This window comes from Thermofilum adornatum (assembly GCF_000446015.1).
GTDB lineage: Archaea > Thermoproteota > Thermoprotei > Thermofilales > Thermofilaceae > Thermofilum > Thermofilum adornatum.
Genome location: NC_022093.1, coordinates 679,637 through 699,466, shown reverse-complemented (window position 1 = coordinate 699,466; position 19,830 = coordinate 679,637). Strand labels below are relative to the sequence as shown.

26 protein-coding genes are annotated in these 19,830 nt (G+C 48.0%); 13 read left to right on the top strand and 13 right to left on the bottom strand.

Features of this window, described 5'->3' with window-relative positions:
• Positions 1-33: 33 nt before the first annotated feature.
• Complete coding sequence (locus tag N186_RS03895) at positions 34-471, bottom strand: hypothetical protein (protein ID WP_148682038.1); 438 nt, start codon at positions 469-471, stop codon at positions 34-36.
• Between the two features lie 315 nt (positions 472-786).
• Here N186_RS03895 and N186_RS03890 point away from each other — a divergent pair, with 315 nt between their 5' ends.
• Complete coding sequence (locus tag N186_RS03890) at positions 787-1,329, top strand: hypothetical protein (protein WP_020962471.1); 543 nt, start codon at positions 787-789, stop codon at positions 1,327-1,329.
• 429 nt (positions 1,330-1,758) lie between these two features.
• On the opposite strand, the gene N186_RS03885 is transcribed toward N186_RS03890, so the two are convergent.
• From N186_RS03885 to N186_RS03875, 3 genes are all read right to left on the bottom strand, one after another.
• On the bottom strand, positions 1,759-2,217 hold the full coding sequence (locus tag N186_RS03885; RefSeq protein WP_052885509.1) for a type II toxin-antitoxin system VapC family toxin: 459 nt from the start codon (positions 2,215-2,217) through the stop codon (positions 1,759-1,761).
• Complete coding sequence (locus N186_RS03880) at positions 2,204-2,524, bottom strand: DUF6364 family protein (RefSeq protein ID WP_020962469.1); 321 nt, start codon at positions 2,522-2,524, stop codon at positions 2,204-2,206. The genes N186_RS03885 and N186_RS03880 overlap by 14 nt, the downstream gene beginning before the upstream one ends.
• A 255-nt stretch (positions 2,525-2,779) precedes the next feature.
• Positions 2,780-3,157: a hypothetical protein gene (locus tag N186_RS03875; protein WP_148682036.1), complete on the bottom strand. Its 378-nt coding sequence runs from the start codon at positions 3,155-3,157 to the stop codon at positions 2,780-2,782.
• 1,041 nt (positions 3,158-4,198) lie between these two features.
• Between N186_RS03875 and N186_RS03870 the strand changes: the two genes are divergently transcribed.
• Positions 4,199-5,035, top strand: coding sequence for a radical SAM protein (locus N186_RS03870; protein WP_020962466.1), 837 nt, complete (start codon positions 4,199-4,201; stop codon positions 5,033-5,035).
• A gap of 371 nt (positions 5,036-5,406) precedes the next feature.
• Here the strand turns inward: N186_RS03870 and N186_RS09700 are convergent, their stop codons facing one another.
• From N186_RS09700 to N186_RS03860, 3 genes are all read right to left on the bottom strand, one after another.
• The gene (locus tag N186_RS09700) at positions 5,407-5,568 is read right to left on the bottom strand and encodes a hypothetical protein (RefSeq protein WP_020962465.1); all 162 of its coding nucleotides are present in this window, start codon (positions 5,566-5,568) and stop codon (positions 5,407-5,409) included.
• A gap of 114 nt (positions 5,569-5,682) precedes the next feature.
• Entirely contained in the window at positions 5,683-6,009 is a 327-nt protein-coding gene (locus N186_RS03865) for a MarR family winged helix-turn-helix transcriptional regulator (protein WP_020962464.1), read from the bottom strand.
• Entirely contained in the window at positions 6,002-6,664 is a 663-nt protein-coding gene (locus N186_RS03860) for a hypothetical protein (RefSeq protein WP_020962463.1), read from the bottom strand. The genes N186_RS03865 and N186_RS03860 overlap by 8 nt, the downstream gene beginning before the upstream one ends.
• Before the next feature lie 220 nt (positions 6,665-6,884).
• Between N186_RS03860 and N186_RS09695 the strand changes: the two genes are divergently transcribed.
• Positions 6,885-7,058, top strand: a complete 174-nt coding sequence (locus N186_RS09695; RefSeq protein ID WP_020962462.1) for a hypothetical protein — start codon at positions 6,885-6,887, stop codon at positions 7,056-7,058.
• Positions 7,059-7,174: 116 nt separating this feature from the next.
• On the opposite strand, the gene N186_RS03855 is transcribed toward N186_RS09695, so the two are convergent.
• A complete protein-coding gene (locus tag N186_RS03855) occupies positions 7,175-7,597 on the bottom strand; it encodes a type II toxin-antitoxin system VapC family toxin (protein WP_020962461.1) in 423 nt (140 codons plus the stop codon).
• Entirely contained in the window at positions 7,578-7,820 is a 243-nt protein-coding gene (locus N186_RS09470; protein WP_148682035.1) for a pseudouridine-5'-phosphate glycosidase, read from the bottom strand. The genes N186_RS03855 and N186_RS09470 overlap by 20 nt, the downstream gene beginning before the upstream one ends.
• A 148-nt stretch (positions 7,821-7,968) precedes the next feature.
• Here N186_RS09470 and N186_RS03850 point away from each other — a divergent pair, with 148 nt between their 5' ends.
• A complete protein-coding gene (locus N186_RS03850) occupies positions 7,969-8,727 on the top strand; it encodes an ABC transporter ATP-binding protein (protein WP_020962460.1) in 759 nt (252 codons plus the stop codon).
• A 43-nt stretch (positions 8,728-8,770) separates the two neighbouring features.
• On the opposite strand, the gene N186_RS03845 is transcribed toward N186_RS03850, so the two are convergent.
• Positions 8,771-9,220: a hypothetical protein gene (locus N186_RS03845; protein ID WP_020962459.1), complete on the bottom strand. Its 450-nt coding sequence runs from the start codon at positions 9,218-9,220 to the stop codon at positions 8,771-8,773.
• 198 nt (positions 9,221-9,418) lie between these two features.
• On the opposite strand from N186_RS03845, the gene N186_RS03835 reads away from it, so the two are divergent.
• The 3 genes from N186_RS03835 to N186_RS03825 all read left to right on the top strand — a co-directional run bounded on the left by N186_RS03835 (position 9,419) and on the right by N186_RS03825 (position 10,976).
• A complete protein-coding gene (locus N186_RS03835; protein ID WP_187147056.1) occupies positions 9,419-10,231 on the top strand; it encodes a hypothetical protein in 813 nt (270 codons plus the stop codon).
• A gap of 116 nt (positions 10,232-10,347) precedes the next feature.
• A complete protein-coding gene (locus N186_RS03830; RefSeq protein ID WP_020962456.1) occupies positions 10,348-10,596 on the top strand; it encodes a hypothetical protein in 249 nt (82 codons plus the stop codon).
• On the top strand, positions 10,581-10,976 hold the full coding sequence (locus N186_RS03825) for a type II toxin-antitoxin system VapC family toxin (RefSeq protein WP_020962455.1): 396 nt from the start codon (positions 10,581-10,583) through the stop codon (positions 10,974-10,976). Before N186_RS03830 ends, N186_RS03825 begins: the two co-directional genes overlap by 16 nt.
• Positions 10,977-11,153: 177 nt before the next feature.
• Here the strand turns inward: N186_RS03825 and N186_RS03820 are convergent, their stop codons facing one another.
• Complete coding sequence (locus tag N186_RS03820; protein WP_020962453.1) at positions 11,154-12,056, bottom strand: ABC transporter permease; 903 nt, start codon at positions 12,054-12,056, stop codon at positions 11,154-11,156.
• A gap of 362 nt (positions 12,057-12,418) precedes the next feature.
• On the opposite strand from N186_RS03820, the gene N186_RS03815 reads away from it, so the two are divergent.
• Entirely contained in the window at positions 12,419-14,008 is a 1,590-nt protein-coding gene (locus tag N186_RS03815) for a PINc/VapC family ATPase (RefSeq protein WP_020962452.1), read from the top strand.
• 64 nt (positions 14,009-14,072) lie between these two features.
• On the top strand, positions 14,073-14,354 hold the full coding sequence (gene albA, locus N186_RS03810) for a DNA-binding protein Alba (RefSeq protein WP_052885645.1): 282 nt from the start codon (positions 14,073-14,075) through the stop codon (positions 14,352-14,354).
• 34 nt (positions 14,355-14,388) lie between these two features.
• Here albA and N186_RS03805 read toward each other — a convergent pair whose 3' ends face one another.
• Together N186_RS03805 and N186_RS03800 are read right to left on the bottom strand one after the other, a co-directional pair.
• Complete coding sequence (locus N186_RS03805) at positions 14,389-14,748, bottom strand: hypothetical protein (RefSeq protein ID WP_020962450.1); 360 nt, start codon at positions 14,746-14,748, stop codon at positions 14,389-14,391.
• 24 nt (positions 14,749-14,772) lie between these two features.
• Positions 14,773-15,171 carry a hypothetical protein gene (locus tag N186_RS03800; protein ID WP_020962449.1) on the bottom strand — a complete coding sequence of 133 codons (399 nt, stop codon included), beginning with the start codon at positions 15,169-15,171 and terminating at the stop codon, positions 14,773-14,775.
• 111 nt (positions 15,172-15,282) lie between these two features.
• Here N186_RS03800 and N186_RS03795 point away from each other — a divergent pair, with 111 nt between their 5' ends.
• Genes N186_RS03795 through N186_RS03780 form a run of 4 tightly spaced genes read left to right on the top strand, consistent with a single transcriptional unit; the run spans position 15,283 to position 19,820 of the window.
• Positions 15,283-16,557, top strand: coding sequence for a crenactin (locus N186_RS03795; protein ID WP_020962448.1), 1,275 nt, complete (start codon positions 15,283-15,285; stop codon positions 16,555-16,557).
• Between the two features lie 56 nt (positions 16,558-16,613).
• Complete coding sequence (locus N186_RS03790; protein ID WP_020962447.1) at positions 16,614-17,249, top strand: hypothetical protein; 636 nt, start codon at positions 16,614-16,616, stop codon at positions 17,247-17,249.
• A complete protein-coding gene (locus N186_RS03785) occupies positions 17,246-17,455 on the top strand; it encodes a hypothetical protein (RefSeq protein WP_020962446.1) in 210 nt (69 codons plus the stop codon). Before N186_RS03790 ends, N186_RS03785 begins: the two co-directional genes overlap by 4 nt.
• Positions 17,430-19,820, top strand: coding sequence for an AAA family ATPase (locus N186_RS03780; protein WP_020962445.1), 2,391 nt, complete (start codon positions 17,430-17,432; stop codon positions 19,818-19,820). Before N186_RS03785 ends, N186_RS03780 begins: the two co-directional genes overlap by 26 nt.
• Positions 19,821-19,830 lie beyond the last annotated feature (10 nt).

Genomic DNA, 19,830 nt, shown 5'->3' with positions numbered 1-19,830 from the left:
GGAACCCTATACAACGCTAAACCGGGACCACTCCTATGGATAAGCCGCCTCCCGCCTAACCGACTGGACCCTGTAACGCGTGTTCGGCTTCGACCCCCTCTTAACAAGCCTCCCCTCGCCGACAAGGCGGGAAACATACGTAGACACAGCCGTAACCTTCAGGTCCGGCATCTCCCGGGAAGCAACATTATACAGGTCCCGAATACTAAACCACGTCCCATCACCAAAATTCTCCACAATAACCCTCCAAATCCTCTCCTTCATACTCTCCCCCTCCTCAACCACGCCCCCGCCAGAAGACTTGAGAAGTCGAAGCATCTGCAAAACCTGCACCACCCTTTTCTCGCTAATCTCCGCCCCCTCAATAGTCAACGTGATCTTCTCCCCAGACCCCGTCGTATCCTCAATTTTGATCTTAGGCGCCATCAACAACTCTAACAATAATACAACTACGGGGTAATATAACCCCAACTCTTAATTTAACACACCCACTCAAGAAGCAACCAAAAACGAAAAACAGCCAAATCACACAATATTGACTACCCAGATTACATACACCTCCAGCACACCAATATCACTCTTAACAGAAAACGCGCGCCCCTCCATCACTTATGTGCTCATGCTTGGATACACAGCGACGCCAGAGCATGGGCTACCCCGATACCCATCCAAAAATCTGGAGGATACATATAGAAAACGTTTATCTTTATAGCGTTTGGCCAGGGAGCACACTCCGGAAACTGAAAACTATATAAGATACTTAAGAGGCTCTATAAGGTGAAGGGGATGCAGTCGATTACTGCCGAGGATGTTGTCAGGCTTTTTGAGGCCGATGCTAGGGCTAGGAAGAGGCTGGCAGAGCTCCTCGTAGGCGAGCCCGACGTCAGGCTGGCAATGATAAACGCCGTCCTGAGGGACGTGGCCACGAAGAGCGACATAGAGGCCCTAGAAAGGGCGACAAGGCAAGATATCGAAGCCCTGAGAAAGGAGACTAGGGAAAGCATCGAGGCCTTGAGGAGCGAGGTCCTAGCCAGGATATCAGTGCTAGAAGACAGGGTCACAGGCCTCTCAGAGAGGGTCTCGAGGCTCGAGGGCGCATTCACACAGCTCGTAGAGAGAATAGGCGACCTAGACAAGAGAATAGACTCGCTGGACAGGAGGATCGACGGTCTAGATAAAAGGATTGACGCACTAGACAAAAGAATAGATGCGCTGGACAAGCGAATAGACCACGCAACAAAGGTCACATGGGCACTCACAGCAACAATCATAGCAACACTAATAGTCCAACTAACTCTAGCACTCCTAAACGCACTCGGAAAAATATAACAACCACCCACATAGAGATTTTAACCCATACCGTGCCACAGCCCCATAACCGAAAACAGGCAACAGCGCCACAAAGAACCCATCAACCTGGACCCCATCCTTACCGCAACAAACAGACCTACAACAAACCCCAGACAAGCCACATATCCAACCAAAACCCTTTACCCTAAACAGCAACATGGGAGCAAACACAACTCCTCCAACCCCCTTCGGACCCTCATGCACGCCTTTAACAGGCCACCCCTACCAACATCACCACAAGCCCGCGCCAACAAATGGCTACCACGCATCCACCCACACGCTCAATATTCATAAGGCTCTATACACACATCCTCATAATAAAGGAGAACCGGGACCCCATACTCAGTTTTACCATCCTCATCTGTCCTTAGCGCGCGCTATCTCACATTGCTTGATCTCAATTTTCACTCAGCCTGTGTACAATGTGTTTAATCCCTCAGCTTCAGCCACTCTTGCCAGCTCCCTGTCACCAGTGACAAACGTGCAGTTACCAATACTTTTGGCTGATACCAGCTGGAGGGCATCCGCAACATATATGTGATGCTTTAGCACCAGCTTTAAGGAAGCCCGCAGGATTAAGGGACTAACACTGACAACTACAAGCCTGCGCAGCCTAGAGAGAGTCGAAGACTCACTAAGCAGGTTCCTCAGCAGCTTTCTGGCATCAAGCCCAAGCTTCCTCTCATACTTGTCCAAAACAACTGCAACCTCAGCAATGTTCCAGTAGGAAAAAGCCAGCTTTCCAACACCCTTGTACGCATCCCTATAGATCTCATCAATGATTTTGCTGCCCGGCTCCTCCACATATCTCTTCACCAGTGCACTTGTGTCCAAGTAATACACCTTCTCAGTTTTAGCTCCCCGCAATATCCTTCACCCTCCCCTCCCTCAATTCCCTAACAACAGCGGCCGCGTCAAGCCCTCTAGGCCTGCCCCCCGAGATCTCTGATTCCGTTGTGGGCTCGAGATCGCCAAGACCCAGCTCCTCGCTAAGAGCTTCAGCCCACCTCTCGAAAACCAGGTATTCTAGATATTCCTCAACGATACTGCTCAAGCTCCTCCCCCTGACGGCAACAATCCCCTTAACCTCATCTAGCAAGTCACCCTCAACACTCAAAGTAAGCTTCCTCTTAGCCATCCAGACACCCGTATATACGTATATACGGACATACATAAAACCTTTTCTAATACTCAGCGTGAAAAATATACACAAGAGACCTAAGCGCGCGCTAGCGTCAACACAGTGCGTTTCATATATAGCCAATACAACATCGACAACAAATACTAAAACTAGGCACCCCAACCATCCACCCGTAATACCCAAGAGCAGGACACCGCCAAGCCCAAGAATCAAGCCAGCAAAGAGAAAAAGCTAAGACACTAGAGAAACAGCGAGCGCCGAATACTACTACAAAAAATAATTTAGTTTTTATAACCTTTCGAGTTTTACCTTGCTCATTATGAAAGACTTGATACCCTCGAGTATAAGCTCGACCGTGCGTTCGAAACCATTCTCCCTCACACTATTGGTCGTTGTTATCACCGGTTCGGCTAGCCAGCCAAGACTAGGCACCATGTCGTAGTCCTGGATCTTCATAGAGAGCGACGCAGCGGTCTCAGGCTGGTCGATGTCCACCTCCAAGACATACTCGGCGTATTTCCTTTGATTATCCTCTTTATCCTGCTTCAATCTCCTCAGCAAAGACAAGGCAAGTGTCCTCACGCCGTTCTTGGCCACCATAATCCGCAGAGAGTCTTCGCTTCCCGGTTCCTCGCCCTTCGTGATTGTCGGGCTGAGTTCCTTCATGTATTTTCGGAACATTGTTACCTGCTTCCATTCATATGATACGGGTTGTTATTGCTCGGTCATTGTATGGTATAGTATACATCGGTTCTAAAAAGCATAGTGCAGTTTCAAGCGCGCTAGAAAAAATCCATCTACAATGCGCAGCTATTTGATCTCACGTTTCTCTCATTAGAGGTATAGGATTATGTTACGGTTCCGAAATCAGAGATGCAACAGCAATTGTTGAAACTGTATAATCATGGAAAATTCTCTGTTTTTTTAACAGATATTTTTCTGCTAAACTAAAGATAAAAAGATAATGAAGACTGTGAATAACACCATAAAGAGCCCGAACTTGTCCGTTTCCAAAACTCCAGTGGAAATAGAGGGGTTATTTAAACCCCTTTTCCCATCCCCATTATACAGTTATACGGTTGAAAAATCCCCGTAGCATGTATAATCTTCTCAGACCCCTCTATTTCAAGTGGAAACTATATTAAAGAAAAACTTGTGAGTAGAGTAAAAGAGAATATATTATGCCTTGCTTTTTTATTCTACTCCAGTAGAAATCCAGGGGTCAATCACATTTCTAGTAGGCTTAGCTCTTTGGTATGAAGCGGTATGTTATGCCCAAGAAAGCAGAGGAACTCTTTGCAACTATGTAATCATTTATAAATATTACAATAAGGTTTGTGGCGAGTACTTGTCATGTGTCACAAGCTAGATTTCTTTATGCTTGGCTATGACCATTATGACTGTGTGTCCAGCGAGCCGCGCACCGCGCAGTTGTTGTTCTTGTGCGGTTGTGGGGCTAGGATAATGGTCTGTGTCAATACTAGTATTGCTAGGAGTGCTGTGGAGACTTTTCTCAGGGCTTGTTTTTGGGTTAGGGGAAGGTTTTAATTTTAGCATGGTGTTATTGATGGTGGTGTTTATACGGGTGGGTATGTTTTTGGACCTGTTTTTTCGAGGCGTCTTGGCCGTAGTTTGGGGGTTAATAATATTCCTTATAAGACTTGTACGTATAGCTGTGTGTATTGTCAGCTTGGGCGGACGGCTAGGTTGAGTGTTGAGAGGAAGTGTTTCTATGACTGGAGGGACGTGGCTGGAGAGGTTGTGGACTTCGTGTCGAGGAATAGGGATAGTGTTGACTATGTGACTTTTGTTCCGGATGGTGAGCCGACCCTGGACGCTTGTATGGGCAGGATTATAGAGTTTGTTAAGGGGGAGACTGGTGTCAGGGTGGCTGTCTTGACCAATGCTTCCTTGTTGTGGATGGAGGATGTGTGTAGGGACTTGGAGCAGGCCGACGTTGTCTCGGTGAAGGTTGACAGCGTGTCGGAAAGGGTTTGGAGGAGGATAAATAGGCCGCACCCGTCGCTGGTGCTGGAGAGGGTCCTAGATGGGATAAGGGAGTTTTCGTCATCCTACAAGGGGACGCTGATCTCTGAGACAATGTTTGTTAGGGGCGTGAACACGGATAAGGGGGTGTATAGGGACATAGCCACTTTTCTCAGGGGGCTGAGGCTGTCTAAAGCATATATCTCTGTACCTATAAGGACGCCTGCGGAGTCCTTTGTCGAGCCGCCCACGGAGAGGGAGCTTGTGGAGGCCTACGAGGAGTTTCAGGGGGTCCTGGGCTCCGGTAGGGTGGAGCTCTTGAATATGCCGGAGCCTCCCCCGAGGCTGGTCAGTGGGGACCCTGTTGCGTGGCTTTTGAATACGTGTGCTGTTCATCCTTTGAGGTATGGGGAGGCCGTGGAGGCACTGGTAGGCAGGGTTGAGGACCCCGTGGGGCTTATTGAGGGGCTGGTGAGGGAGAACTTGTTGTTGAAGACGGAGTATGGGGGACAATGTTCCTCGTTAGGAACTTTAGGCGTAGGCAGTGAATGTGGGTAGCGTATGGGGCTGGGTCTTTGGGATAAGTTGTTTGCAGGTTCTTTGAGGGGTCCCTGCCCATATAGACGCCCACTGTTTTTCCATAGTTGACGCTTATGTGTATTCATCCTTACCATGTTTTGGCTAAAGCGGAGATGGTGGCTAGTATGGAGTCGAAGCTGGAGAGGGCCTGCTTGTATTCGAGGTGCTTGCTTTCTGTCTTGTCTATTCAATGTTGATAACGGATTGCTTCCTGTAAATTTACCGTTACGGAACGGTATGTAACGGTATTTCTAAGGGAGTGTTGCGTTCTGAAGTTTCTATGCACCGAGGCTGTGGGCTGTTTTTATAGGGCTAGGTTGTATTGGGCGCGCTGGCCTGCCTGTATGGGTTTATTCGACTAGTGTCTTTACCCGTACTAGGTCGATGGAGTACCTGTATAGAGATACTCCTAGGGGGAACAGGATTAAGGCGGAGAGTGTTAAGGCTGCGAAGTCTTGCCAGAGGCTGCTGAGCCCGAGGCCTTGTAGGAGCGCCAGCCTCGCTATTCTCATCGCATATGTCTGTGGGAGTAGTCGGGAGACTGCTTGGAGTTGTTCTGGTAGGGCCTCGACGGGGAAGTAGTGCGCGCTCCGCAGGGCATGTTCCGTACAAAAAACAAAGAAATATTATTTTGTCTCTATCTGGGATGAGATAGCCCTAAGGACGTCGTATAGTTTCTCGTACTCTTGCCTACCCTTTTCGGTTAGGTAGGCAACTGTCTCCAGTACTTTTTTCTCGCCTGGCTCTTTCCAGAGCTCTACGTAGCCTTGTTCAACTAGTTTCTTTATGTGGGTGTCTAGGTCTCCCCATGACAGGTCGAGTATTTTCCTTAGCTCTGAGAGCTTCATTTTTCCAAATATGTAGAGTAGCGAAACTATCATGAAGCGTTTCGAGTTGAAGAGTTCGCTGTTTAAGTTTCTGAGCAGGTAAGCCACGTCATTGGTCTTATGCACCTTGGAGCCACCTGTAGGCTTTACGTATAGAGATAAAGGCGGCAATCCCGTAGCCGAGAAGCGTTAGCCCGACGGCCAAGATGTTTCCCGCGCCAATATATAGGTGTCCAAAATAGTAGACTGCCGGAGATGTTGCCAGCATAAAGACTCCTGCGATCAGGAAGGGTTTTGCTAGAATTTGTCCTTTATTATATGCTTGCTTCTCCCAGACAAAGTGGTTTAAAAGCAGGTCTAGTGTGACGGCCAGGTACCACCCAGCGCCACCCATGTTGAGGGTTTTTCCCATATCGGTTAATAGAGGATCTTTGGAAAGGATTAATGAAATGCTAGCTGTGTATAGTATGATAAATGGCAGAACCCAGGCGGAAAGCTTTTTCACAATAGAGGCTGTTTTTATAGGTGAAGGATAGGGAACGAGCCGCATAGAGAAGGGTATAAGGACCCACATTAAGATTAGAGCCCCAAGCCAAAAGGTTAGCGACTCGAAGAGGTTGAAGACAGTAGCTGTAGCAAAGATTATCATCCAGTACGATGCTATCACAGTACCTATAGAGAGGAAGATGTGGGCGCCATAAACCGTGTCAAAGTATTTGCGTAGCTTTATGGCTAGCTCGGCAACTTTTATGCCTTCTAGGGGTGGTATATTTTCACTCATATTTTTTCAACATTAATGTTTCTGGCCTGCTTATATTCCCAGTAGAAACTCTTAAATCAAGAGTTTAGGGTGATGCGAGAAATACCTCTTGGTAGCATATGCGAGGCTTTTCTCCCATCACGTTCATTAAAAATATTTGAGTTTTAGTCCCCCATTGTCGAGGTTTTTAAGTGGAAGCCTTGGGAGAAAACAATATTCCTTCCCTGGTTGCTGCTGGGGCGTGGGCTCAGGCGAAGTTGACGGTGAAGTAGAATCTGCGCGCGCGGTCGCATACTGGAGCACCTTGAAAAATTGTCTTCTGGCTCTGAGAAGCCTTCTGGAGGAGTCGGGGGAGGCGAGAGTGGAGGGTCTCAGAGACAAGGGGAGCAGGCTCGGTAGGATTGAGAAGTTTTAGGGAGTCTTAGAAGGGTCGAGGTTTTCTCGTTAGCTGAGGAGGGTTTCCAAGGAGAAGGCTTAAAGGGAGGCGCTATCTCAAAAATGTTTTGCTTAGGGGTTGGGAGGGGGTTTGTGTTAGATTTCGTCTAGTGTTTTGACTAGTTGTCTAAGTTGGGGCGTGAGTTTGTTTTTTAGTTTTTTGTCTGCGGTGTAAAGTGTTGTGTTTTTGATTATGGCTAGTGCAATGTATGAGGCGTCGTAGATTGTTATGTTGTTTTCGTGTGCTGTTTGGATTGTTGTGTCACGGAGTTTCCCGACTAGTGGATATAGGTCTATGGAATAGGCCTCGAGGGCTTCGCCTATTGTTTTTAGCTCGTCTATTGTGAAGAGGTGTTTGTAGCGCAGGACGTTTAGTACTTCATATGGGAATAGTTGGGGGGCTATAAGTTTTAGTTCTCCATCTATGTAGCGGTCTCTTAGTTCTAGTGCTTTTTGTGTGCCGTGTTCTTCTACGAACCACTTGACTGCTACGCTTGCGTCAATTACCACTGTCTCCATAGCGGCTTTCCCTGAATGTTCGTATGATCTCTTCGGCGGGTGGTTCGCCCTTGGATTTTTTTCTGAGTTTCTCGTTTAGTAGGACTGCTTTGGCTATGTTTTTTCTTTTTTCTTCTTCTATTCTTTTCTCTATGGCGGATCTGATGTATTCGCTCCAGTTTATGTCTATTTCGCGCATTTTCTTTTTTAGTTCTTCGGGGATCCTTACGGTAATGATTGCCATACATGTATTTTTTGTAACACATGCATATATGTTTTTCTAGAGCTTGCTTCAATGTTTAGCTGGCATTTCAGGCGAGTTGCTGTAGTTTGACGCTGGGATTTATAAATAGGTTTATAAAGTCGAAGTTTTAGTTATATAGTGATATGGTATGCTGATTTATCAGGGTGTGTCCAAAAGGTTTGGGGGCAATGTTGTTTTGGACGGTGTTTCCGTGGAGTTTAGGCCGGGTGTTGTCCACGCGTTGCTGGGTCCTAATGGGTCGGGTAAGAGTACGCTTATGAAGATGGCTCTCGGCCTCGTGAGACCTGATTCTGGGCGTGTTGTGGTTGGTGGCGTTGACCCTGTGCGGGATCCGGTTTCTGCTAGGCGGATCGTTGGGTATTGTCCGGAGGAGGTTGTTCTTTATGAGAGTTTGACTCCTGGTGAGCTGTTCTCGTTTGTTAGCTCGATATATGGGATTCCCAACGGGTTTTTGAGGGAGAGGATTGAGCGTCTTGTGAGGCTTTTTAAGCTTGGGGACCAGGTGGGGAAGCTTTGTGGGGAGCTGAGCTTGGGGAACAAGAGGAAGCTTTCGCTGATTTTGGCCCTTCTCCACGAGCCTGCGGTGCTCATTTTGGATGAGCCTTTTAATGGTCTCGACCCGGAGTCTGGGAGGATTCTCAAGGAGCTTTTGAGGAAGCTTGCAAGTGAGGGGAGGACCGTCGTGTTTTCTACTCATATTCTCGAGATTGCCGAGGCTGTAGCTGACAATGTTGTTATTTTGAGTAGGGGGAGGGTTGTGGGAGCGGGGTCCCCGAAGGAGCTAAAGGAGAGGCTTTCGGCGCCCGACCTGGAGTCAGTTTTTCTTAGGGCTACTGGCCTCAGCGACGAGGTTAAGGAGATGATTAGGTTGCTGTGGGGGTTCTGATGGGCTGGAGGGAGCTGTCCAGGGTTCTTGTTAGGGAGACTGCTTACCGTGCATCTAGGAAGTTTGGGTCTGGGGTATCTGGGAGAAAGTATTTTCTTGGAGGGTTTTTCTCTGGGTCTATGGCCGTGGGCATCCTGTTTATGAGTTTTTTGTCTGTAGTGTCTTCTGTAATGTTTTTGTCTGATATAGGTGCGCTCCCCTTGCTTATGGGGGCTCTCGGCCTTCTCGGGCTCTTTTTTGGCGCCTTCGCCGTGACTGCGGCTACAAATACTATTCTTAGCGAAGACCTTTTGAAGCCCATTTCTTTTATGCCGGTGGACGAGTGGGACCTTAGGATTGCCCTTCTCCTGGTGGGGGTGTATCTTGGCGGCGCCTCGGTGCCGTTTCTGGTGATTCCGGGGGTCATAGTGGTCTCGCTGTATTTCAAGATGTGGGGCCTGATTTTCTGGGGCCTGGTGGAGGCTTTCTCGGTTCTCTTGTTGGCTTTTGGCATTGGCTATATTGCGGGGTCCCTTGGGGGGAAGTATACGAGGAGCTTGTTTTTGAGAGGGGTCCAGACGGCTGTGTGGTTTGTCTTTTTGAGCTTGGCCGGTATCCTGCAGATTGTACCCCAGCTTTTTCCAGGGGCTAGTTTGCCCAGGGAGGTTTTGGACGTGTTGCCCCGTTTTCCTTTGGGGGAGCTGTATTGGGCTTGGGTCCTGCTATCCTTTCCTCAGTCATTTTCGTCGTTGCCGGGGCAACGGTTTTTTGGTATGGGGCGTCTCGGCTTTGGCGGTTGGCTGGCTCGGGGCTTTCTTCTATGCATGTGCCTCAGGCTGGCGGGAGACTGCATCTGCGGTCGGGTTTTTTTGAGCCTTTGTTGAAGGATTTGAAGCTTCTGGCTAGGAATCCCAGGATGCTCGCATATATAGTATACTACATGAACGTGGTCCCGTTAATGATTATATTCTCTTTCATGAGGGGATCCAAGACTGCACTGATAATCCCGTCACTTAGCCTGTTTATGGCGGGGTTCGCCGGTGCGGGTGCGGGCTACTTCTATGTGGCTGAGGGGGAGGGCTCGCTTCTACTATATGTTCTACCTGTGACTAGGGGCTGGCTGGCTAGGCGGAAGGCGGCGACATGTCTTGTTTTTTCACTTCCAACAATGGCTATTATAGCGACTCTTGGATATGTTTTTGGGGAACCGAGTATAGCGGTTACAGGAATTATCATCTTTTTATTGGGGGCTATCGGGTCTAGCGTGGCTTTCTCTTTTCTCGCCGCTAGGGGTCTTCCTAGAAGTCCAGCCGTGTGGACCAATGAGACTCTCCGGGAGGGCTATGCAGGGGCACAGATTATTGGTCTCCTGTTTGTCATCGGGCTATTCCTGGTGTCTGCTTTTCCCGTTTTTGTAAGCGAAGCACAGGGTTTTCACTCGTCCTTGCTTATGGCTCTCTCGGCTTCTATAGCCTTTTTCCTCGTGGGTCTAGCAACTATCAAGGTCAAAGATGAGCCACTATAGGTATTATGTAAAAGGTTATAGCACGGCTAAGTATTTACCACGAGGATTCGTTGTTTTGCGGGGATCAAGCAAGTTTGAGACGCAATATTAATATATTGATGTAGTGCTATATTGTTGTGCGCAGGAAGGTTAGGACTGTAGCTGTGTCTGAGGAAACATATGTTTTGTTGAGTGAGTTTAAGCAGAGGACAAACTGTTCCACTTTTGAGGATGCTATACGCATGGCTGTAGAGCTGGCTAATCGTGCCATGGCCATGGAGGTGCTTGAATACGTGAAGAATAAGGATTTGTCCGAGGAGGAGAAGCGCGTACTAGCAGAGGTTAGGGGGAGGCTGAGGGAGGAGAGCGCTTGGCTGAGAAGATAGTTGTGGATACGAGTATTCTCATAGATGTGTTAGAGAATGGAGACGAAGAGCTATTTATGAAGCTTTCAAGCAGAATAGCTTTAGTTCCGTTTGTAGCACTATACGAGTACTTATATGGCTATGCGTATCTAGGCAAGAGTGTTGAAAGGGAGAAAAATGTTATCGAGAAGCTCTTTAGTGTTGTCTTTCTTGATCAAAACATACTAATGAAGGCTCTTGAGCTTGATGTAGCGTTATCTAAGGAGGGCTATAAGGTTCCCCAGGCTGATGTGGTTATTGCTGCAACTGCTATATCTCTGGGTCTGCCATTGTTGACGCGTGACCTTCGACACTACCCTAGATTTCAGAAGCATGGTTTGAAGCTGTTGACAGAGCTATAGGTAGACGTTAGTTAGGCTCTGGGTTCAAAGTATTTTTGCTACAAGTTATATCGTTACTTATTGTTCTGCAACTTTCTGAGGGAAGATTTTCAGATCGAGAGAAAAAGGTTGGGAAGCTCGCTACGAAAGAGGTCTAGAATTGCGGCAAAAATGAAAAAGGCTGTTAACATGTTTTAGTTATTTGTTTTCCTGTCTTTTTACGAAGACTGTGTATGAGAGGGCTAGGAATATTATGATGTATCCTGTTAGAACCAGTAAGGAGACCCATGCGTTTGTAAGTATTTCGGGGACATAGATTTCTTGGGATTCTTGTCGTCCATATATGGCTGAAGCAAGCGTCGAGAAGTGCTGATCCGGAACAATGGAGAGAATGGTGCCAACGATGATTGTGAATTTTTGGTAATAGTCTTTTGCCTGTGGAGGGATTTGTGGGACTCCGCTTGTCTGTGTTGGTAGGGCTGGTGGTGGTCCTAGTATCATTACGGCGGCCAAGCAGGCTAGTAGGGGCATAATGATGTGGAAGAGTATCCAGGCTATGATTGAGAGGACAAGCGAGGTTCCCGACCTGTTGGAGACTGTCGAGAAGAAGAGAGATATCGAGAGATACACGAGGGCTATAAGCTCTGCTGGGACTACTAGGAGAAGTAGCTTTGCGACATCAGTCGTGGTCAGGTTCACGCCTCTAAGCAGGATGGCTGAGGGTATGATCAAGGAATAGGAGACAAAGAGTGCCAATAATATTAGTAGTGCCCCTGCGATAAGCTTTCCGTTGAGTAAGTCGTCTCTGTATATTGGCCTAGCAAGTAAGAGTCTTATTGTGCCCCTCTCTCTTTCCCCGGATATCGAGCTAAAGCCAAGGGATATTCCAATTATTGGTAGTATGAAGGAGAGGGAACCGACAAAGCTACTCCAGAAACTTGTGAAGAGTCTTTCCTGTCTCTCTCCAATCGTGATTGATACAGTTAGATAGGTGGAGAGGGCTATGCCAAAAAGTACTAGGATGGCTACAAGCGCCCAATATCTCTTGCTCTTTATGTTGTCTTTTATCTCTTTCTTTGCAACTATCCACGCCTTACTCATTCCAGCCACCTTCCTAATAGAACACGTAGACCTGGTTCCATACTGGTTTGATCTGGCTGATTGAGGCTAGCCATGTAAGCGCGCTTTGAGTACGCATATGATAGCTTGTAAAAAGGGGATTTAATATTTTTGTAATATATTCAGAAAGAGGTTTATCATTATCCAATATGTGGAGTGACTAGGTTTTTTTGAACCTTGTTAGGTTAGTCTTTTGGAGTTGTAGAGAATTATGTCATATGATGTCATATTTTAGGGCTTCGATGAATTGTTAGCTTCGGAAAATTCCCACGCAATATATGTTATTCTCTGTGTTCATAATGTTTAAAAGGGGTTGTTGTTTGTTGTTGGCAGGGTATAGAGTGATGTCTGAAGGGAAGATATACGTCCCCGACACGTCTGCGATACTTAGCGGCGTGTTTCGAGAGTACATACTAGATGGGAAGGTGTCTGGCAAAGTCGTTGTTCCAGCGTACTTGCTGAACTACTTTGAAGAGCAGGCCCGTAAGGGTAGCAGTATTGGGTATAGTGGGGTCCGTGAGCTTAGCTTGTTAAGGGAGGCAGTCGAGACTATGCCAGAGGTTGTCGAGCTGGAGTATGTCTACGAGTTGCCGGGCTCTGTTAGGGGCCAGCGGGACCTGAGTCCAGACGTCGTGTCGAGGCTTGTGGCCCTGGAGGTCGACGGGGTTCTTGTGACGTGTGACGAGCTGTCCGCAACCGTTGCCAGGTCTATGGGTATAGATGTTTGGGTGTTGCCCCCTAGGGGGGAGAAGGAGTTCTTCTTGGAGAAGTTTTTTGGGCCCGACGTTATGAGTATACATTTGAAGGAGGGGGCCAAGCCGTACGCGAAGAGGGGGGTGCCTGGCCAGTGGAGCTTTGTCAGTCTGCGTGAGGAGCCGTTAACGAGAGAGGAGCTGGAGGACTACGTGAGGCAGATCTTTGAGATGGTTAGGACTAACACTAGCACGTCGTTTATCGAGTATGAGGGTGTAGGCGTCGTCATTGCACAGCTTGATCTTTATCGTGTGGTTATAACTAAGCCGCCCTTCTCAGACGGCATAGAGATAACTGTTACAAGGCCGGTCGCCAGGTTGCGGCTGGAAGACTACAATCTGCCTAAGAAGCTTTTGGAGAGGTTAGAGAAGCAAGCCGAGGGTATACTTATTGCGGGCGCGCCGGGCATGGGTAAGACCACTTTTGCCCAGGCCTTGGCGGAGTACTACTACAGGAAGGGCAAAGTTGTCAAGACGATTGAGTCTCCGAGGGACATGCACCTGCCAGCCGACATTACGCAGTATTCCAGGAACTACGCCACATCCGAGGAGATACACGACGTCCTGTTGCTGAGCAGGCCCGACTACACGTTTTTCGACGAGATGCGTGACACGAAGGACTTTGAGCTCTACGCGGATCTGAGGCTTGCAGGCGTGGGTATGGTTGGGGTTGTACATGCTACTTCGCCTATAGACGCTGTCCAGAGGTTTATCGGGAGGGTGGAGCTAGGAATGATTCCGTCGATTATTGACACTGTTATCTATGTTAAGCATGGACGTGTCGAGAAGGTCTACTCGCTTGAGACAACGGTCAAGATTCCTTACGGCTTGAAGGAGGAGGATTTGGCAAGGCCGGTGGTCGTCGTTAGGGACTTCTTGTCGGGGGACCCAGAGTACGAGCTATACGTGTTTGGTGAGAGAACCTTTGTGGTCCCGATCAAGCGCCACTCCGAAAAGATAAGCGTCGAGAACTACAAGATGAAGAATGCCTTGGAGAGGGCGCTCTTCAAGATTATTGGAGACAGTGGCTACGAGATAACCATCAACGATGCTGATGCAGTTGTAACAATCAGGGTGCCGGTCGACGAGTTTAATTATCTCGCCGGGAAGCCCAGGAGAAAGCTTGAAAGAATCGTGCGTAGATACGGCTACGACTTGGACTTGAAGCCGTCGCTGGGCTAGTTTTCCCATGCGATACCTTTATTAATGATACGTCGTTAAACACGTTGCCGAAAAGGTGAACAAAATGTCCGTGACAGAAGGAAGCGTACTAGTAGGAAACAAGAGCGTAATGAACTACGTCCTAGCAGCCGTCATACAGTTCAACCAGGGCGCCAAGAAGGTTCTCATAAAGGCAAGGGGAAGAGCAATCAGCAGGGCTGTCGACGTTGCAGAGATCGTCAGGAGCAGGTTCCTCAAGGGCGAAGTCGACGTTAGTAGCATAAAGATTGGCAGCGAGACTGTCGGCGAAGGAGACAAGAAGAGGACCATCAGCACCATCGAGATACTGCTCGAGAAAAAACAGTAAAGAGATTATAGCGTCGTCTTTTGCTGTTTTTCTTTTATAGTATCTCTGGCTTCTTCGAGAAGTTTACTATTGGTATCGTAATGTAGCCGGGCTTAGTGCCCTTGGCTACCTCTAGTTGTTCGCCCGAGTCGTCCATCTTGAATAGGATGTAGTTCCCGTTTAGGGGCTTTTCGGTCTCATAGTAGTAGAACATGGGGAGGCCATACATCTTGTAGTAGTCCCGAAAAACAATGAATACCCCGTAGTAGTGTTTAGAGTTTTCCTCGTAGTGTATGATGTAGACCATGTGTCCAAGCGTGGTTGCGCTACTTGCTAGTCTCGCCAAGTCACCGAGTGTCTCCACTTTGACTTTTATTGCTCTCTCTATTTTTGCCTCGTTTTCACCGCTAGACACGGTCTATAGTGTGCGGCTTGGCTTTTAAACAGTTTGCTCTTCTTCGGCTATGATTCTGGCCTTGAGCGTGACTATGGATCCGTCTTCCAGTTTTAGGAGGTTTTCCAGCCCGTCCTTTACTGTCCCAGCCTTGTATACCTCTAGGGGTAACGAGTCCTTGTCCTGTGTGACTATTGCCAGTGACTTAGAAGAGGGAACCGTGAGTACTTCGCCTGTCTTGTAGCCCGAGGCAATTGAGCCCTCGGGGCTCATTGGTAACTGGATGTTTATGAGGAGGAGTGGTCCGGCCTTTTTTACCACGGTTACGAGCCTGGTTAGTTGGGATAGATTGCTAAAGGAAAGGGGTATCTGTGCCTCTTTTAGTTCGAGTACTGCTAGCTGTTTCCCGAACTTCTCAATCGTTATCTCTATTTTTCTTGGCATGTGTTGTGTAGGGATATTCAGTATCTAAAAGGTTTTCGACTCTTCTCGTTGGCGCCGTTAAAAGCATAGTGTTTATTTATGTTGATTGGTCTTGTTTTGTGGGTGTAGGTCTTGTCGATAAGCGAGTACAAGAAGAAGTACGTGTATGGAGAGGACTACGGGACAAGCCAGTTCAAGTTTGGTCCCATAGCCGAGAAGCCTCTAGTCATAGATAACAGGGGCTTGTTTCTTATCGGCGAGTCGAAGCTCCTGCTGGATATCTTCGGCGTGAGGAAGGATGTTGTTGTTGGTCCAGAGCTCTCTAGGTACCTGGGTAGCATCGATGATGTTGGACGTTACCTGGTTTATCCCATGCGTGACGGTATAGTTGACAAGGACGACGAGAGAGCTTGGAGGGTCCTTCTAGAGATTACGAGGTATGGCTTCGAGGCTACTCGTCCAAAGAGCAAGGACTTTGAGGGCTTCTATGTGACGGCGGCCTTGTCAGCAATTGCCCCAGACTACATGTATGAGAGGATATTCGATATTCATGCAAAGATCGACGCCGAGGAAAAGCTGGTCAAGGCAGTCACAATTATTCCCCAGCCTCTTGCGGTAGCCATTGCAGAGAAAACTGTCACATGTGTTGTTATAGAGTCTGGACATGGGAACACACAGATAACGCCTATCTCGATGTATCCCATAAGGAATGCAATCGTCGCGCTTAACAGGGGAGGAGCCGAAGCGGACGCAATTGCCGCCGAGATACTTAGGGATCTTGGCTACGAGGATAGGGCTCACGAGGAAAAATTTGTGAGACAGTTTAAAGAGGCTGTGGGCCTAATCCCCAGGGATCTCAGCCAGGCAGTGGAGAAGGCCAGGAAAGAGCCCGAAAGGTTTAGAACTGTCTTCAGTGTTCCGGGGACCACTATACAGGTGGATCTCGGGAACATGGGCTGGGCGAGGTTCCTCATAGGGGAGGCTATCTTCAATCCGGAGCACGAGATGTTTGAGAGCTACTATAAGCGTGGAATGCCCAGGCCCCGTGACACTGTTATTGGAGGCGAGAGGATAAGGGGAACAATGCCGCTATCGCAGGCCATTGTGCACTCTGTGTCTAGGACAAGCATAGAGCTACAGCCCGAGCTTTACAGGGACATTATTCTCAGCGGTGGCAACTTTGCCTGGAGGGTTCCGAAGGGGCTTGAGGATGTGGCTGTCGATAGCGCCCAGAAGGTTGCCTATGAGTTGAAGAAGCTGGGCATTGAGAGCAATGTTAGGCTTGTGTCAGACCCGCTTTACTCGGTGTGGAAAGGGACCATTGTGTACGGTATAGCTGTTCCAGACGAGGTAGAATGGAACTGGAAGACCCGTGAGGGATGGTACAAGAGAGGGGTTCACTACTAGGACGCGGCACCTGTTGTGTGTTTATATATTAGTTATGTGTCTCTTTTTTAGGAAAAATGTATAGTGGAGGGCTCCAAAAGCGGAAAATACTAGGTCTGCTATCAGGCTATCTTGTTGAAGAGCAAGGATTAAAGATAGTGGAGGAGCCGGCCGGCGACTTTGACCTCGTCGCCGAGGACTCGTCTGGCCTAAGGTATGGCTTTATTGTTGTAGAGGGAGCCGGCAAGGTCGAAGACAAGATACTTGCGGCTGGCCGTGTCTGTTACAAGGCACCCTACGACAGGGTCTATATAGTGATTGACCGCAGGGCGTGGCTTAAGCTTACGGGTCTAAGAGAGCTGAAGAACCATTTTAAAGAGGTTTATCAGGCTGGCCTCCTAGTGGTTAGCGAGGAAGGCGTTCTAGAGATTTTTTCTGCGCCCAGGCGTGGCCCGAAGCAACCCGTGGAAGCACGGGAAGGTCCCGTTAGGGAGGAGTTACCTGCACGTCCAGTAAAGGTTCCCGAGGAGCGGCGGGTCGAGAAAAGGACTGTAGAGGCTCCACACGTAGAGGAGGAAACATACAGCATAGAGGCGAAAAGAGTAGAAGAGGAGGTCCCCGAGTCCCCGAAGACAGAAGATTTGTCTGGTCTTCCAAGCTTTATACAGGATAATCCTTGGCTTAGGATTCTCTCCAGGGAGAGGAAGAGGTGAGCGCTACGTCTGAAGAGAAACACATTGGGAAAAGCATAGAAAACATGTTGCGGGAGATTTTCGAGAAAGAGCTGAGCGGGGATCCCGAAGCAAGGGACCTAGCCCTGAAGATACTTGAGGAATATAAGTCGAGGGGTAGAAAAGGTGTAAAAGAGCTGCTTGAATCCCTGGTGGAACAGTATGACGCTTCTCTTGAGGGAGCTTGAAGTTGAAGGATTCAGAGTCTTTAGGGATCCCTTCAAGATCAAGATAAATGAAGGCTTAACGGTTATCTCTGGACCAGTCGGATCCGGAAAGAGTAGCATCATCTCCGCCATCGAGTATGCCCTCTACGGGACAGACGCCAACATCGACAAGAAGCTTTACACCAGGCGGGATCTAGTAAATGATTCATCGGAAACGGCAAGGGTTTCACTGCTGGTCGAGGCTGAAGGGGAAGGTCTCTATAAGTTTGAACGTATAATAACGAAGAGTGGAAAAGAAAAAGCCACACTTGTGTTGCCAAGCGGTGAAACAATCCAGGGAGCCGAAGCGATAAAGGGTCTTGTCGAGGAACTCACCGGACTAGACTTCTTCGAGTTCTCTAGGAGCGTCGCTGTGAGCTATGTCTCGCTTTTCCTGCTCGCCTATGGTGGCCCGTCAGCTAGGAGCAATGTCATAGATCGATTGCTGGGGATAGAGTCTGTCAAGGAGCTTGCAAGTTCCCTCTCAATAAAACTCTTCGAAAACAAGCTCAACGAGATAGATTCACAGATAGAGAGCATTCGGGAACTATTCGGCGGAGAGACCTACGAGACAAGTGGCCAAGAAGAGTATACAGTTGTAAAGAAGGAGCTCGAGGGTCTTAAGGCAGAAAAGGAAAAGCTTGAAAACGAGAAAAAGAAGCTCGAACCCTACGCAGAGAAGTATCAACAAATAGAACAACAGATTAAGGGTGGAGAAGGGGCTTTAAAGGTTCTAGAAGAACAGCTAAAGAAAGGAGTTCTAAGCATGGAAGAAATAACAGAGGCTCTAATACAGGTTCAGGAAAAATTACTAAGTACAGCTGAAAAGCTCCAGGTACCCGATTCCACGAGAAAAAAAATAGAGAACATAGAGATAGGAGGCAAAAACCTGGAAAATGTTTTTGGAGAACTCGAGGCCGCTTATTCGGAGCTTACAAACATATACTACGAGAAATATGAAGCACTAAAGGAGCAAGAGGCCCACCTTAAGGAGCTCCATGGCAGGCTTAGAGCCATAGAGGAAAACCTTGTCAACTTTGAGAGGGACGTGGATAACTACGAGAAAGCCGAAAGAATAGTTGAAGAGCTAAAAAACAAGTATGGAGACGAAAAGGAGCTTCACCAGAAAATACAGGAGCTTTCTAGGGAACTCGATGAACTTCAGAGGGCAAGCCAGATGGAACGCTATGCACTTGTCTTGAAGAGACACGTTGCCGAGAAGGTTGCAAAGAACGGCGAGGCAGACTGTCCAGTATGCGGCTCCAAGGTAACGTCGGAGTTCCTTGAAAAGGCCAAGCTAGACGTGTCCCAAGGCTCAAAGAAGATGCGGGACATAGAGGAAAAAATAAGACAGCTGGAAGAAAGAATAAAAGAACTTAAATCCGCCCTCGAGGACCTCAGGACATACAACTTGGTTATTATTTCTCTACAGGACAGATATGACACCTATCATGAAATGTTAGACCAGAAACAGCAAATCGAGGAAGAGCTGGAGACAGAGAACATGGAGTTCCAGAAGGCTAAGGCAGCTCTCGAAGATATAGAGGTAGAGCTTAAACAGGCCAGGAACGAGCTTTCAAGGCTTCGAAAAGAATATGCAAAGATACCCCTCGTAAACCAGGCATACGAGATAAAGTCAAATTTATCCAAGCTTCAAGCCAATTTATCCGAGCTCAAACCATACTGGGAAAAATACAGAGAGCTCGAGGAAAAAATCAGGGAACTGGATAGCCGGATAAATGAGAAAACGCAAAGGCTAAGTTTTCTCGAAGAGAAGTCAGAGGAAATAAAAAGAACAATGGATAAATTGGAAGAACTCAGACTAGAACGTGAACGCATAGCCCGCATGGCACAAAACATCTCAAGGATAAAGGGTATCCTAATAAACGTCCACTCGGAGCTCAGAAAAAACAAGATCCATGAACTCAACAACACAATGAACAAGCTTGTGAAAACCATGTATCCATACACTGACATAGAAGAAGTTAGAGTACGCATCAGGACGCCCCCAAAAGCAGAGGACAGGCAACCCCAGAAAAAGTACAGCACCTACGTTATAGAGGCAAAAACCTCTGGAAACTGGCTCCCGTTCACCTCCCGTATGAGCGACGGACAAAAAACAATAATTTTCCTGGCTCTGGCACTCGGAATAAGCATGCTCACAAACAAGAAAGTCGGCTTCGTCATACTAGACGAGCCACTACCCAACGTAGACACACAGATCAAGATATCCTTCCTGAAAAACATTCTCCCCAGCCTAGGACTCAGACAAGCAATCATAACTACCCAAGCAGAAGACATAGCCGAAAAACTCGAAGGAGTCACACTCGTAAAACTAAAAAGGTAAGGGGCCTACA

Excerpts from the sequence above, each read along its gene's own strand:
- N186_RS03890 (WP_020962471.1), top strand. The coding sequence starts at position 787 with ATGCAGTCGATTACTGCCGAGGATGTTGTCAGGCTTTTTGAGGCCGAT.
- N186_RS03880 (WP_020962469.1), bottom strand. The coding sequence starts at position 2,524 with ATGTATGTCCGTATATACGTATATACGGGTGTCTGGATGGCTAAGAGG.
- N186_RS03875 (WP_148682036.1), bottom strand. The coding sequence starts at position 3,157 with ATGAAGGAACTCAGCCCGACAATCACGAAGGGCGAGGAACCGGGAAGC.
- N186_RS09700 (WP_020962465.1), bottom strand. The coding sequence starts at position 5,568 with ATGAGAATAGCGAGGCTGGCGCTCCTACAAGGCCTCGGGCTCAGCAGC.
- N186_RS03860 (WP_020962463.1), bottom strand. The coding sequence starts at position 6,664 with ATGAGTGAAAATATACCACCCCTAGAAGGCATAAAAGTTGCCGAGCTA.
- N186_RS03855 (WP_020962461.1), bottom strand. The coding sequence starts at position 7,597 with ATGGAGACAGTGGTAATTGACGCAAGCGTAGCAGTCAAGTGGTTCGTA.
- N186_RS09470 (WP_148682035.1), bottom strand. The coding sequence starts at position 7,820 with ATGGCAATCATTACCGTAAGGATCCCCGAAGAACTAAAAAAGAAAATG.
- N186_RS03850 (WP_020962460.1), top strand. The coding sequence starts at position 7,969 with ATGCTGATTTATCAGGGTGTGTCCAAAAGGTTTGGGGGCAATGTTGTT.
- N186_RS03845 (WP_020962459.1), bottom strand. The coding sequence starts at position 9,220 with ATGCCAAAAGCCAACAAGAGAACCGAGAAAGCCTCCACCAGGCCCCAG.
- N186_RS03820 (WP_020962453.1), bottom strand. The coding sequence starts at position 12,056 with ATGAGTAAGGCGTGGATAGTTGCAAAGAAAGAGATAAAAGACAACATA.
- N186_RS03815 (WP_020962452.1), top strand. The coding sequence starts at position 12,419 with ATGTCTGAAGGGAAGATATACGTCCCCGACACGTCTGCGATACTTAGC.
- albA (WP_052885645.1), top strand. The coding sequence starts at position 14,073 with ATGTCCGTGACAGAAGGAAGCGTACTAGTAGGAAACAAGAGCGTAATG.
- N186_RS03800 (WP_020962449.1), bottom strand. The coding sequence starts at position 15,171 with ATGCCAAGAAAAATAGAGATAACGATTGAGAAGTTCGGGAAACAGCTA.
- N186_RS03790 (WP_020962447.1), top strand. The coding sequence starts at position 16,614 with ATGTATAGTGGAGGGCTCCAAAAGCGGAAAATACTAGGTCTGCTATCA.
- N186_RS03780 (WP_020962445.1), top strand. The coding sequence starts at position 17,430 with ATGACGCTTCTCTTGAGGGAGCTTGAAGTTGAAGGATTCAGAGTCTTT.